Below are 14,169 nucleotides of genomic sequence, written 5' to 3' on the forward strand. Positions count from 1 at the left end.
GGACTGACCTGCCTGTATGACGATCATCATGACTGATCAGTCAGTCCCTTCCTCCCTTTTAAGGAATTAACGTTTCAAGTTTACAAGCTCTTGCAGAATTTCGTCCGATGTTGTGATGATACGAGTATTGGCCTGAAATCCACGCTGAGCTGTGATCATCTCCGTGAATTCCTCTGATAAATCCACATTGGACATCTCAAGTGATCCGGATTGGAGAGATCCCCTGCCTTCTCCGGCAACTCCCTGATTAGGAAGACCAGAGTTATTGGAAGCCTGGAACAAATTACTTCCAGCTTTCGTCAATCCACCTGGATTCGAGAATGTTGCGAGCGCCAATTGGCTCAAAACGCGTACTTCTCCATTCGAAAATACTCCGTTCACTTCACCGGAAGATCCGATATTGAAGCTTTCCAGATATCCTTCCGAGTTACCATCCACGGTATCAACATTGGCGGATGATGAGCTGTCGAACTGGGTGATTTTGGAGAAATCCAAGTCAATCGATTGAGATTGATTGCCACCTGTTTGATTATTCAATGTGATAGGAAAAGGAACTTGAGAAGTTAACTTCCCTCCTGCATCAAAGGTCAGAGAAGTTGTTTGACCAGCAGATACTGTCACATCGTTTGTCAGACTTGAGATCGTAACACCCCAGGTATTCTGAGCTGTTTTATTCATTAATAATTTAATACTAATATCCTTACCTAGTGAATCCTTTACTTTGGTCTCAAGCTCAACTTCAGTACCAATTGGAGCACTTGACTTTAAATTCCCATTATAAGTCGCTTTGCTCGTTGCTTGAGGTGCCATGGTGGTGTTCGTGTCAATCTTAATATCCGCCGTACCACTCTTATTGACGTCTCCATCTGCATTAACAGGATACCCCTGCACGAGGTTTCCTTGTCCCGTTACCAGGTTCCCATTTGAGTCCAGATAAAAGTTCCCTGCACGGGTGAACATTTCGTTATTCCCTTGTCTTACAACGAAATATCCATCCCCTGAAATGGCGACATCCAATGAACGTCCCGTAGTCTGGAGGCTTCCCTGGGTCTGAATTGTATCAATAGAAGATAGGGAGGATCCAAGACCCACTTGCTTTGCATTCTGACCACCACGGTTAGCAGTTGCCCTGCTGGCCCCTGAAACGGTTTGGTTCATGAGATCTTGAAACGTCACGCGGCCTTTTTTGTATCCATACGTATTCACATTGGCGATATTATTCCCGATGACATCTAATTTCGTTTGAAAATTTTTCATTCCACTTATACCTGAATACATTGAACGTAGCATGAATGTTGTCCCCTTTCGTATGTGCTGCTTCAGTCATTCCACAGCGGTAGGCTTCCTTTTTCAGGTCCGGCCTATGAATCAATTAATATCGTTCCATTAATATTGGTAAAAATTTGAGAATGGGCTTCTTTGCGATCCAGCGCCGTAATCACTGTTTGATTCTTCGCACTTACGATCAATGCGGCATCTTTCAATATGACGAGCGAATCCTGTACACCTTTCCCTTTTGCTTCCTTCACTTTTTCACCGATTTCCGCCCATGTTTCCTTGGAAATGGAAATGCCCCTTTGCTCCATTCGAATTTTTGCATGTTTACTGACGTGCATTGGAGCCACATCTTGGATCGCTTTATCCAATTGAGTTGCAAACGATGAAGAACCGTGGACAGATGGCTTAGTTGCTTTATTATGGTAGTGAGCCGATATTGGTTGCGGTGAACGGTGAAAGAATGTCTTTTCCATGCAACCACTCCCTATGATTCAATTTTTATTAAAGCATCACTGGAGATTTTCTCCCCTTCTGCTGTTTGAAACCATATTTGTGAATCTTTCTTTGAAACAGACTGTACCACTCCGCTCCGTTCTCCTTCTTCTCCATTCCAAGTGACTTTCTTTCCTATTAACATGGATGCACTCACCAGGGAAGAATCCTGGCTTCCTTCAGAATTCACTTGAGAAATATTTCCCGGAGTTAATATCGTACCGTCTTCCATGATGAATTCAACAGAATCCCCTTTAAAGCGAACACCTTTCACAAGTCCTTGTCCTTCTTGTATTTCTGGTGTTTCATTAGAATCCGTTTCTACGATCTTATGCCAAGTAACCTGCTTACCTACAAATTGATTGTAAGAAATCAATTGGGTCTGACTTTGATTATCAACGAACTTTTCCATCGTCTGAGTGAGATTCGTCATTTGCTCCAAGGAAGAAAATGTAGCCATTTGAGCGATGAAGTCTTTATCCTGCATCGGATTCAATGGATCTTGATTTTGCAATTGGGTCATCAGGATCTTCAGGAAATCATCCTTTCCTAAAATATCCCCTCCTGACTGCCGTTTTGTCTGCACTGTGGAATAAAGTAAACTCGGATCTATTTTCGTCATGTCATCACCTATATTTCGGTATTTACGAGATAATCTTTAAAGGATTGATTTTCCTCTTCCTTTGTCTTTCCTGTTTGGTCGGATTGTTGCTGTTTTTGATGCTGAGACTGTTGTTGTGATTGTTCTTTGAACTGTCGCTCTGTATCTGAAAGTGCATGGGAGATTTCAATCTTCTCCACATTTAGATTCTGAGCAGTGAACGCATGTTTTAACCCGTGAATTTGAGAATCCAGCATTTCTTTCGCTGAAGTGGAAGACGCTAATATCTTCGCTGTCATCACTCCATTATGCTGTAGTAATTCAATCCTGAGGGAACCCAAATGTTCAGGGTAAAGCTTGATTAACATCTTACTCATGTTGGGCTGTGATATTAGACTCGATTTACCCAGGATATTCTGGAACTCTTTCACAAATTGATCATATTGGACAGATCGTCCACCCGATGTCAAATGGATTGAATTGGTTTCCGTCCTAGGCAATACAAAATGAAGATTGGTTCCCGGTATGGAGGAAATACTTTTCTTATCAGCATTCGGAACATCTATTGCAGGATCCTTACCATGAGTTTCTTCTGGTAAGTTCCTTGTATATGATTCTCTTAAAATGCGTGACCAATCCCCCACAGGATGACCCAGCTTTGTAATCGAAGCTTCCACCCCAGTTTGAAGATTCTTCACCATTGCTTTCATCTCTGTTGCTTTTGCTGCATCGGTAACATGCAAGTCCCGCTTTTGAGTGAATAGTTCCAATACTTTGGCTAACTTAATGACCTTTTCTATTTGCCCTTCGTTATTCAACACTTCAAGAGCATGCTGGACTAGAGGCTTAGATCCTTTTACATTTTGTGAAAAGACGGATTGTAAGAGTTGCAATGTGCCCAGAAGGTTTTCATATGCATCTTCGCCGCTACCTGTAGCAGCCTCGTGCATGGTACCAAACAGGACGGAACTTAATTCAGAAAAAAGCGTAGTGATTGCCTCTGTGCTAACTCCGAGAATATCCGCGATTTGACTGATATCTACTTCTTTCACTTTTGAAAGTTCATCCAGTTGCTTTTGTGTAAGGGCGAGACCCTCTAGCTCATGTGTTCCAAGTAAAGCTTCAAGACCGGTGAGAAATGACAGTGATCCTTCTTTTTTCACTTCATTCCCACTGACTTGATTCGAGACGGAGCCCAGAAGGTGTTGGGAAAAGCCTACCATCTCCTTTTTCGTCAAGGCAGCTCCTTTGTTCCCTTTTGAAATAGAGTTTACGCTTTGAATCCCGATTCCGATTTCCATTCATTCACCTCCTTTTAATAAAACATTCCGTCATTCCTCTGTGGAAAGAAGACCCGTGTATCTTGCGGCATCCTCGGGAGGCATTTTTTCCAAAATATCAGCCAGTGTATCCGGTTTGATGTTTGATAGGATCTTCATTGCTTCTTCATCATCCATGTTCATGAGAACAGGAGCTGCGCTCTTAGCAGACATCGCTTCAAAGGTACTGACAACTTCCTTAAAGGCACGCTTATTATCTTCACCAATCTGCCTTAATTCTTCCAGTTCTGCTTTCTGCTGCTGGATGGTTGCCTGAAGTTGTTCATTTTCACTGTCTCTCTTCTCAATCTCACTTTGAAGCTGTGCAGTCTTTGCTTCTTGATCTTCAATAGAAGCATTTAATGAAATAATCCTCTCTTGTAATTGCTTTCGGTCCTCGGTTTCATTTGAAGGGATGACCTTGGACAAGAAAGGGATGTCCGAACTTATCGATTGTGCTTTCTCAAATATGTTTATCCCTGCGAACGTCATGATGACCAAAGCGAAGGTTATTGCAAACAAGAGAGGAATGACGATGATAAAAATAAATCTTTGAAAGCGATTGGATGAATCTTTCTTTTCCTCTTCGATTACTTTTGCCATGAAATCACCTTGCTCTCCGTTTCATATATTGAACGACTGACACTTCGTCTAATTGTTTATTTTCCATCAACTGAATGTCCCGAAGGAAACGACGAAAATCTTTTTCTTTCATTTTTTCGTATTTTTTCACTTCGACATTCATATCTACAAGCTTTTCTTCATACCAATTCATACGGTTCCTCGCTTGTATCACCAAATCCTGATAGTAAGAAATGGTTTTTTCAAGATTGGCGATGAACTGCTGGTGATGTCGAATATTCTGCACGGATAAGCCATGCTGTAATTGAGTCTGCTGCTTTTGTTCAAGCGTTTCTTTCTTCTTCAGGAACTCATAAAGCTTTTCGGCGACGGTTTCAAATTTTTCGATAGAGCCCCTATACATTTCTTGGACTTCATCCTTTTCTTTTTCTTTCAGCGTCAATATTCGCTGGAATTTATACTGATAACTCATTCGAATCATCCACCTCTTTCCGATAGCTCTATTAGCTCCTCGACACTAGCAGGAAGAGAAACCTTTTCGTATACTCCCTGTTTCAGGAAGGAAATGATCCCAGGGTAAAATTGGATGGCTTCATCCACTTCAGGGGATGTACCTTTCTTGTATGCCCCGATTTGAATCAGGTCTTCAGAGCTCATATACGTACTCAATAATTCTCTGATCCTAGTTGCAGCTTGTAAATGCTCATGAGTTGCCAGGTGATTCATCAACCGGCTGACACTTTTAAGAATATTGATGGCAGGGTATTGTCCCCGGTTGGAGATTTGACGGTCAAGGACGATATGACCGTCAAGAATACCTCTCACTGTGTCAGAGATAGGTTCATTCAGATCATCACCATCTACGAGAACGGTATAAAATGCCGTAATACTTCCTTGGAGATTGGTCCCTGTTCTCTCCAGTAGCTTTGGTAAAATGGCGAATACTGAAGGCGTATATCCTTTGGTTGTAGGCGGTTCGCCAACAGCCAATCCAATCTCCCTCTGAGCCATGGCCACCCTTGTAGCTGAATCCATCATCAGCATAACGTTCATGCCCTTATCCCGGAAATATTCAGCAATCGCCGTTGCCGTAAAGGCCCCTTTTATTCTCATGAGAGCAGGTTGGTCGGATGTGGCTGCCACTACAATCGTCCTTTTCAACCCTTCTACGCCCAAATCTCTTTCGATGAACTCCCTTACTTCCCTGCCACGCTCTCCTACTAGAGCAATGACATTTATATCCGCTTTCGTATTTCTGGCAATCATGCCTAATAATGTACTCTTCCCGACTCCGCTACCGGCAAAAATCCCTACCCTCTGTCCCTTACCTACCGTCAACATGCTGTCGATGGCTTTTACACCAACCTCCATTTTCTCATCGATCGGAGGCCTGGATAATGGATTGGGTGGGTCCTGTTCCGTATAGGCGGTGCTTAATCCTGAAGGCAATTGACTGCCATCAAGGGGGTGCCCCAAGGGGTCAATCACTTTCCCAATCAAAGAAGATCCTATTTTGATCTCTAAAGGCTTTGATGTTGCTTCAACAAGGCTCCCCGGTGAGATATCCTGCATATTCGTATAAGGCATCAGGATGACTAAATCATCATTAAAGCCCACGACTTCTGCCATGATCACCTTTTGCTTCCCACGGGAGAAAATATGGATATGGCAGACTTCACCGACAGAGCTTTCCGGTCCTTGTGACTCAATCATCAATCCGACAACCCGTTTCACTTTCCCGAATTTCTTGAAGGTGGGGATATGAGGGATATGGGAGATAAGATCTACCGCTTTCATTCCACATCACCTTCCAGGAGATGATGAAGCTTCAGTTTTAATTCTCTTAGTTGTGAATCAACACTGACAATGACTCGCCCTTGATTCGTTTCAATGTAACATTCCTCATGTCCGAGATCGTCATTTGCATAAATGAAGCACTGAATGTCAGTCGGGAACATCATTTCAAGTTCGGATTTATTTACGGCAAGCATATGATGTCTGGAAGGATGGACATGTATCTGGATGTGGGGCAAATCCCTCACTTCCTTCAACCCCCTTTTCACTATGGATAGGAATGCTTCAGGTTCTGCTTCCAGCTTTTGATTGATAATTTTCTCTGCACATGCGATCCCAAGATTGAGGATGACTTCTTCTGCTCGCTGAATATGACCTTCAAACTGTTCCCTGTTCCAATCAGCAATGTCATTTGCTTCTTGCAGTTTCAACTGAAAATCCTGATAGCCTTTCCTCTTTCCTTCTTCTTCTCCCTGAAGGAAACCGGCATTGTACGCCTCCTGCACGAGCTGCTCTCGTTCCGATAACCAATTTTCCTTTTCATACATCAAACGGTCTTCTTCTTGACGAGCCTTCTCCTTCGCCAATTGAATGATTCGTTCAGCTTCATTGGTCGCTTGTTCTATGATTTGATCCCTTCTTAAGGAAGTCTGACCCATTAGGATATCTTCCTTTTGGGATACCTCATTAGTCGGGGTTAACTTTTTAAGAGAAATGACTTTTTTGTTCTCTTCGACGGTTTGAGCTAAGGTAGACTTTATGATCCTAGACAATAATATCGTCTCCTCCACCACGGGCAATGATGATTTCACCGGAATCCTCTAATCTTCTAATGACTGCTACTATACGTGACTGCGCTTCTTCAACATCCCGTAATCGCACCGGTCCCATGAACTCCATTTCTTCTTTAAGGGTTTCAACCATCCGATTTGACATATTCCTGAATACCACTTCTTTCACTTCATCGCTTGACACTTTAAGAGACAGAAGCAGGTCTTCATTGTCACAATCTCGGATGACACGTTGAATGGAACGACCGTCAAGTGTGACGATATCTTCAAAGACAAACATCCTCTTCTTGATTTCTTCGGCTAATTCAGGATCTTGAATTTCCAAAGCATCTAGGATCGTTTTCTCTGTTGAACGATCCACACCGTTTAGCACTTCCACTACCGCTTCAACTCCACCTGTCTGAGTATAATCCTGCGTGACAGTGGCTGATAGCTTCCGTTCCAAGATGGCTTCCACTTCACTGATCACTTCCGGTGAGGTACCATCCATTACAGCGATTCGCCTTGCAATATCTGCTTGTACTTCCTGCGGAAGCTCTGAAAGAATTTGACCAGCCTGTTGCGGGTCCAAATAAGATAGTATCAATGCGATCGTCTGTGGATGTTCATTTTGAATGAAATTAAGGATTTGAGCAGCATCCGCTCTCCTCGCAAAGTCAAATGGCTTGACCTGTAAAGAGGAGGTCAAACGATTGATTATGGCTGAAGCCTGTTCTGTCCCCAACGCCTTTTCCAAAACGGTTTTGGCATAGCCTATACCACCTTGTGAGATGTAATCCTGAGCAATGGCTATATTGTGAAATTCTTCTAATATATCTTCCTTAGCCTCCGTCTCTACCTTTTTCACTCCGGATATCTCTAATGTAAGCTTTTCGATTTCTTCTTCCGACAAATGCTTGTACACCGATGCCGATACATCAGGACCAAGAGAGATCAGGAGGATGGCTGCCTTTTGTTTCCCTGTTAAACCTTTCTCTCTTCTTACCATGTTCATTCCTCCTAATCCTCTGCTAACCAGGTGCGTAACAGTTTAGCGAATTCTTCTGGTTTATCTTTAGCCATTCTCTCCAGCTGCTTCCTGCGAATCGAGCCTTCTGTTTCTTCTTTTGGTTCGATGTCAGGGATTTGGACTGGTTCTCTTGGTTCTTCATATTCCAGCTCTTCTTCAAGATCTTTCTTTCGTGAACGCATTAAGAAAAATACCAATAAAAGAATCACAACAAGGAGAATACCACCAATTACGTACGTCCACCATGGGAGGAAAGGTTTCTCTTTTGTAGAGACGTCCATTTTCCCATTGAAAGGTTGAACCGAGACGACCACCTTATCTTCAATGGCCTCGTCTGTCAGTTCAGGATTTTCTTCTTTGTCAATCGAGGTACGAACGATAGTAGACAATACTTGACGGATATCATCGACCCGACCTTGCGGCAACGACGTTTCTTCTTCAGGGTTAGGTGGTTCTACCATGACCTGGATCCCAAGATCCCTTATTTTATATGGGCTTTCAACGATTTCTTTTTTAATCCGATTGACTTCATTGTTGATCGTTTCTTCCATACGTTCATAATCACCATTCGATTCTGAACTGGATCCGTACGTTACTCCGCTGTTGGTCGGTTCATTCGTGTCCCCTGCTCCAGCTGTCCCACCAGGGCTCGCTCCTTCACCTGAAAATGTTTCTGTAATTCGCTGAGCGCTGACCGCAATTCCTTCCATATTTTCTTCATCGACTGGCGTCACCAGAACCTCTTCACGGTTTTCCTGAGTAAAATCAATATCTGTAGTGACTGAAACCACTACCTTGTTGAAGCCGATCAACGTGCCAAGCATATTCTGAACCTGACGTTGAATATCGCGCTCGACTTCTTTCTTTACATTCATTTGTTGGGCAAAATTCCCGCTTCCCATAGAATTATTTTGAGAATCTAAATCAAAATACTCAAAATATTGATTCATGATGACGATATTCTCAGTAGGAAGGTCCGGCACACTCTTTGAAACAAGGTGATAAAGCGATTTAATCTGCTTTGGATCTAATGTGAATCCTGGTTTAGTATCCAACACAATGGAAGCTGATGCATTTTGAACATCATCACTTAAGAAAATCTCCTTTTCAGGAAGATTGATCATGACCTTTGCATCCTGGATTCCGTTTATCCCCTTTATTAGATTTGCTAATTCGGTCTGCATGGCATCCAGTTTCATTACATTAAACTCATTATCCGTCATACCAAATCCGGCATTCTGACTAAAAAAGGTGTAGTCAATGCTTCCTGAGTTTGGAATTCCCTCTGCTGCCAGTTCAACCTTTAAGGTATCCACTTGTTCCTTAGGGACCATGATCGTCGATCCACTATCTGTAATTTCCGAGGGGATTCCCCTGCCATCCAGATTTTCTTTGATAGTTCCCGTTTCTGAAGGGGATAAATTACTATACAAAGGTTCCAGACTCGTCCTTGTTGTAAAATAACTTAACGTACCGATAAGAATGACGGTTATCAGGAAGATGGCTCCCATACTCATTTTTTGTTTCTTGGTTCTACTTGTCCAAAAAGACTTTATCTGATCTGTATATTTCTTAAACGATTCATTCATTACAATCCTCCGGTACTCGACTGCATGAGTCTACTACATTGGCATTCTCATAATCTCTTGGTAGGCTTCCACTACTTTATTACGTACTTCCATCGTTGTTTGCAGGGTGATACTCGCCTTCTGGGAAGCAATCATCATTTGATGTAGATCGACATTTTCACCCCTGACAAGCTTTTCTGTTAATTGATCCGATTGCACCTGCATCTTATTAACTTCATCGATAGAATTCTTTAATAGTTGACTGAAATTACCTGCTCCCTCAGAAGGGGAATTAATTTTTTTTGCAAAGGACGGACTTATAATCCCAGGTGTTATCGAATTAATTTGTTGAATTGCCATAGAATTAAAACCTCTCTCTATTTACCAATTTCCAGTGACTTCATTAACATCGCTTTATTTGCATTAAAGACGGTTACATTGGCTTCATATGACCGTGTCGCTGAGATAAGATCTACCATTTCCCTCAATGGATCGACATTCGGCAGCCTGACATACCCTTCATCATTTGCATCGGGATGCTCAGGGTCATAGACCATCTTAAATGGAGTTTGTTCATCTTCTTCAATCCTTGATACCTTCACGCCATTACCGACAGAGTGATTGTCTCTCGTATTCATGGCCTGATTTAAAAAAGATGAAAACTGATTTTCCTGCGGTGCCATCACTACTGATTTCCTCTGGTAGGGCTGCCACTCCCCATTCACCATTTTCCCCCTCGTTGTATCCACGTTGGCCATATTGGAAGAAATAACATCCATTCGTAAACGCTGGGCAGTAAGAGCGGAAGCGGTTGTATTCATACCTGTAAACAAAGTCATGATCATTTACCTCCTCTTATGACGGATTGCAGACTATTAAATTTACCATTTATCCTATCTGACAGGGCATTAAAGTAAATTTGGTTAGTAGCCATTTCTGACATTTCCTGATCGAGGTCCACTCCGTTACCGTTGTGATTATACTGGTAAGTGGATTTCGTCTTCACAGCAGGATGTTGACTGTCTGAATGAAAGGTAAAGTGGCGTTGATCCGTTCGCTTAGCATCCAGTTGCTGGAGAGACTGATCAAAGACCTTCTTGAACTCTACTTTTTTCGCTTTATAATTCGGTGTATCGACATTTGCAATATTTTGAGAAATGACTTTCTGATTTAACGCAGCGTAATTCAGCCCGTTTTCAAGAGTAGTGAACGTATTGGAAAATAGTTTCACTTTAGGCACCTCTATCCGTTTTTTTGACATGTTTCAACTATTTTTGACAAATTTAACATACAACAGTATTTATTGTAATGTTTAGCAAGATTAGTGTCTATGAATATTCGGTAAATTTTCCTGAAAGAGGCCGATATTCATCAATTTCGTGACTTTTAATCCACTTTTCATCCTTATATTCCCATGGTTGTTTTTTACACATAAATATATTTTTTACCAATTATGTTACAGGAACGTTACATAAACCTTTAAATTGAATCTTTCAAATAATAGAAGATCATCCACGGAATACACAAGAAAACCTCTCCTGGTTTAAAGTGCATGCTTATGCTTGTGATTTGTCTATATCAGTGTCCTGATGTCGAAATTGGTCGTAACATTGTTGTAATTTTATTGTACTACCCATACATTAGATGACAATACCCAAAGACCGATTGCCAGTAGTTCATTCGACTTATTTTCCCTAAACAGTCTGACTTTTCGCTTCATTCATCCCTTATATGTTGTTTCCTAGCCAGGTTTTCACTGATTAGATCCCTCTGTTCACAAAAAAAAGCTGCTTCCCAGTAGGGAAACAGCTTTTGGATTATTTAGTTTGTACGCAATTTATCCAATTCAACTAAGAATTTATTGTTTAATACTTTGATGTACGTTCCTTTCATCCCTAGAGAACGCGATTCAATGACACCTGCACTCTCAAGTTTACGAAGGGCATTAACGATAACTGATCGTGTAATACCGACTCTGTCGGCAATTTTAGAAGCTACGAGTAGTCCTTCGTTTCCATTTAATTCTTCAAAGATATGTTCAATCGCTTCAAGTTCACTGTAAGACAATGAGCTGATCGCCATTTGTACAACTGCCTTGCTTCTCGCTTCGACTTCGATCTCCTCGGCTTTTTCACGAAGGATCTCCATACCTACCACGGTTGCACCATATTCACCAAGGATCAAATCATCATCTTCGAAACTTGCTTCCAGGCGGGCAAGGATCAGCGTTCCCAATCTTTCTCCCCCACCAATGATTGGAACGATTGTCGTTAAACCATTCTTGAAGAATTCTCTATTTTCTACTGGGAAAGCAGTATATTCACTATTTACATCAAGGTTAGGAGAGGTTTCCTGAACATTGAATAGGTTTTGAGTGTACTCCTCAGGAAATTGGCGGTCTGCCAGCATTTGTTTCATACGCTCATTTTCGATCTGCTGATTGATGGCATAACCCAACAGTTTACCACGGCGGCTGACAACGAATACATTCGCTTCAATCACCTTACTTAGTGTTTCAGACATTTCTTTGAAATTCACCGGTTTACCGGCTGCTTTTTGCAACATGGCATTGATGGTTCTTGTTTTACCTAATAAATTCATTACATTTCCTCCTACTACAACTTAAGTGTATCTATTATTTTATTTACTATTATCATTTATCCATCTACCTTTACCCAATTGTGGGTAAGGAAAAACTTATAGAATAAACTGGCTTAGATCTTTATCTTTAGAAATGGCACCTAATTTATCATCAACATACTGAGGTGTGATTTTCACCTTATCCATGGTGATGTCCGGTGCTTCAAAGGACAGATCTTCAAGGAGTTTTTCCATAATGGTATGAAGTCTTCTCGCTCCGATATTATCAGTATTTTGATTAACATCATAAGCAATTTCAGCTAGTCTACGAATAGCATCGTCAGAAAATTCAATTTGTATACCTTCTGTTTCCATTAAAGCGATATATTGTTTAATGATCGCATTGTCCGGTTCAACTAGAATTCGAACGAAGTCCTCCGTAGAGAGCTTCTGAAGTTCCACTCGGATCGGAAAACGTCCTTGTAATTCAGGAATAAGATCCGAAGGTTTACTCATGTGAAAGGCGCCTGCCGCTATAAAAAGGACATGATCTGTCTTCACCGAACCATATTTCGTGACAATGGTAGACCCTTCCACTACAGGGAGGATATCACGCTGAACCCCTTCCCTGGATACATCCGCTGAAGATTGACCGGAGCTCTTACTCGCAATTTTGTCAATTTCATCTATGAAAATGATACCGGACTGTTCAGCACGGACGATCGCCTCCTGGGTCACTTCATCCATGTCAATGAGCTTTTGGGCTTCCTCATTTGTCAGTACGACCCTTGCTTCCTTCACTTTTAATTTACGCTTTTTCTTCTTCTTTGGCATGAAACTACTTAGGGCATCCTGCATGTTCATCCCCATTTGTTCCATACCTGAACCTTGGAGCATATCAAACATGGATGCTTGTTGCTCCTCCACTTCAATCGTGATGAATTCTTCTTCCAATTCACCGTCATCAAGTTTCTTTTCGATTCTTCTTCTTTGCTCTTGTAGTGAAATTTCTTCCTGTTTCTCATCATCTTCTTCTGATGTCTCTTGATTCCCGTTACCACCGAATATCATTTCAAACGGATTCTTATAAGATGAGGACTTTTTCTTTGATGGAACGACAAGTTCTACTAAGCGACGGTTGGCATTTTCCGCAGCCCTTTCGCGAACCCCGACCATCTTCTCCTCTTTAACCAGACGAACCGAAGTCTCGACCAAATCCCTGACCATCGATTCAACATCGCGTCCAACATAGCCTACTTCCGTAAACTTGGTTGCCTCCACCTTCACAAATGGGGCACGGACCAGTTTGGCAATCCTTCTGGCAATCTCTGTTTTACCGACACCTGTGGGACCCATCATCAAGATGTTCTTTGGAATCACTTCATCCTTCAATACGTCAGACAAAAGGCTTCGTCTATAGCGATTCCTAAGGGCAACAGCAACGGCTCTCTTTGCATCTTTCTGCCCTACAATATATTGATCCAGTCTTTCTACAATTTGCCTTGGGGTTAAGTGGACAGTACTCTTCATAAAGTGGCACACTCCTTACTCCTTATAGTGTGAGAGGATATCATTTCAAATCTGAAGATCCGCGATTAAAGCTCTTCGACGATAATTTGGTTATTCGTATATACACAAATATCTGCAGCAATTTGAAGGGATGATTGAGCGATTTCCTTAGCAGATAAATGATCACCGGCATAAAGTTTCAATGCCCTGCCAGCAGATAATGCGTAATTCCCACCAGAACCGATGGCCAGAATCCCATCATCCGGCTCAATCACTTCACCCGTTCCGGAAATTAAAAGAAGATGATTTTCATCCATGACGATCAACATCGCTTCAAGCTTTCTCAGTACCTTATCACTTCGCCACTCTTTTGCAAGCTCGACTGCTGCTCTCTGAAGATTTCCGTTGAACTCCTGAAGCCTTCCCTCAAACATTTCTGATAAAGTGAATGCATCGGCAACTGAACCCGCAAAACCAGCCAATACTTTCCCATTGAATAATTTCCGTACTTTCCTTGCCGTATGCTTCATGACAACGGAGTTTCCGAATGTAACCTGTCCGTCGCCTGACATCGCACATTTGCCTTTATGCTGCACGGCGAAAATAGTGGTTGCGTGGAATTGTTCCATATCCTGACCTCCAACTC

16 protein-coding genes are annotated in these 14,169 nt (G+C 42.0%); all 16 read right to left on the bottom strand.

The features are described from left to right. Positions 1-66: 66 nt before the first annotated feature. Positions 67-1,290, bottom strand: a complete 1,224-nt coding sequence (gene flgF / locus LCL96_RS09445; protein ID WP_224941128.1) for a flagellar basal-body rod protein FlgF — start codon at positions 1,288-1,290, stop codon at positions 67-69. 71 nt (positions 1,291-1,361) lie between these two features. Beyond that, positions 1,362-1,751: a TIGR02530 family flagellar biosynthesis protein gene (locus tag LCL96_RS09450; protein WP_224941129.1), complete on the bottom strand. Its 390-nt coding sequence runs from the start codon at positions 1,749-1,751 to the stop codon at positions 1,362-1,364. Positions 1,752-1,762: 11 nt separating this feature from the next. After that, on the bottom strand, positions 1,763-2,392 hold the full coding sequence (gene flgD, locus LCL96_RS09455) for a flagellar hook assembly protein FlgD (protein ID WP_224941130.1): 630 nt from the start codon (positions 2,390-2,392) through the stop codon (positions 1,763-1,765). 8 nt (positions 2,393-2,400) lie between these two features. Next, entirely contained in the window at positions 2,401-3,672 is a 1,272-nt protein-coding gene (locus LCL96_RS09460) for a flagellar hook-length control protein FliK (protein ID WP_224941131.1), read from the bottom strand. A 30-nt stretch (positions 3,673-3,702) separates the two neighbouring features. Then, a complete protein-coding gene (locus LCL96_RS09465) occupies positions 3,703-4,293 on the bottom strand; it encodes a MotE family protein (RefSeq protein WP_224941132.1) in 591 nt (196 codons plus the stop codon). Between the two features lie 4 nt (positions 4,294-4,297). Beyond that, positions 4,298-4,744, bottom strand: a complete 447-nt coding sequence (gene fliJ / locus LCL96_RS09470; RefSeq protein WP_224941133.1) for a flagellar export protein FliJ — start codon at positions 4,742-4,744, stop codon at positions 4,298-4,300. Between the two features lie 5 nt (positions 4,745-4,749). Next, positions 4,750-6,069, bottom strand: a complete 1,320-nt coding sequence (gene fliI / locus LCL96_RS09475) for a flagellar protein export ATPase FliI (RefSeq protein ID WP_224941134.1) — start codon at positions 6,067-6,069, stop codon at positions 4,750-4,752. Further along, positions 6,066-6,839: a flagellar assembly protein FliH gene (gene fliH, locus LCL96_RS09480; RefSeq protein ID WP_224941135.1), complete on the bottom strand. Its 774-nt coding sequence runs from the start codon at positions 6,837-6,839 to the stop codon at positions 6,066-6,068. Before fliH ends, fliI begins: the two co-directional genes overlap by 4 nt. Beyond that, a complete protein-coding gene (gene fliG, locus LCL96_RS09485) occupies positions 6,832-7,845 on the bottom strand; it encodes a flagellar motor switch protein FliG (protein WP_224941136.1) in 1,014 nt (337 codons plus the stop codon). The genes fliH and fliG overlap by 8 nt, the downstream gene beginning before the upstream one ends. 11 nt (positions 7,846-7,856) lie before the next feature. Continuing rightward, on the bottom strand, positions 7,857-9,455 hold the full coding sequence (gene fliF, locus LCL96_RS09490) for a flagellar basal-body MS-ring/collar protein FliF (RefSeq protein WP_224941137.1): 1,599 nt from the start codon (positions 9,453-9,455) through the stop codon (positions 7,857-7,859). Between the two features lie 33 nt (positions 9,456-9,488). After that, complete coding sequence (gene fliE / locus LCL96_RS09495) at positions 9,489-9,794, bottom strand: flagellar hook-basal body complex protein FliE (protein WP_224941138.1); 306 nt, start codon at positions 9,792-9,794, stop codon at positions 9,489-9,491. 17 nt (positions 9,795-9,811) lie between these two features. Further along, entirely contained in the window at positions 9,812-10,273 is a 462-nt protein-coding gene (gene flgC, locus LCL96_RS09500; protein WP_224941139.1) for a flagellar basal body rod protein FlgC, read from the bottom strand. A 2-nt stretch (positions 10,274-10,275) separates the two neighbouring features. Beyond that, positions 10,276-10,665 (bottom strand): flagellar basal body rod protein FlgB, encoded by a 390-nt coding sequence (gene flgB, locus LCL96_RS09505; protein WP_224941140.1) that lies wholly within the window; start codon positions 10,663-10,665, stop codon positions 10,276-10,278. Positions 10,666-11,255: 590 nt separating this feature from the next. Further along, on the bottom strand, positions 11,256-12,035 hold the full coding sequence (gene codY / locus LCL96_RS09510; RefSeq protein ID WP_149155501.1) for a GTP-sensing pleiotropic transcriptional regulator CodY: 780 nt from the start codon (positions 12,033-12,035) through the stop codon (positions 11,256-11,258). 96 nt (positions 12,036-12,131) lie between these two features. Beyond that, entirely contained in the window at positions 12,132-13,544 is a 1,413-nt protein-coding gene (gene hslU / locus LCL96_RS09515; protein ID WP_224941141.1) for an HslU--HslV peptidase ATPase subunit, read from the bottom strand. A 65-nt stretch (positions 13,545-13,609) separates the two neighbouring features. Beyond that, entirely contained in the window at positions 13,610-14,152 is a 543-nt protein-coding gene (gene hslV / locus LCL96_RS09520) for an ATP-dependent protease subunit HslV (protein WP_224941142.1), read from the bottom strand. Between the last annotated feature and the right edge of the window lie 17 nt (positions 14,153-14,169).

Source organism: Rossellomorea aquimaris, assembly GCF_020172085.1.
GTDB classification, from domain to species: domain Bacteria; phylum Bacillota; class Bacilli; order Bacillales; family Bacillaceae_B; genus Rossellomorea; species Rossellomorea aquimaris_E.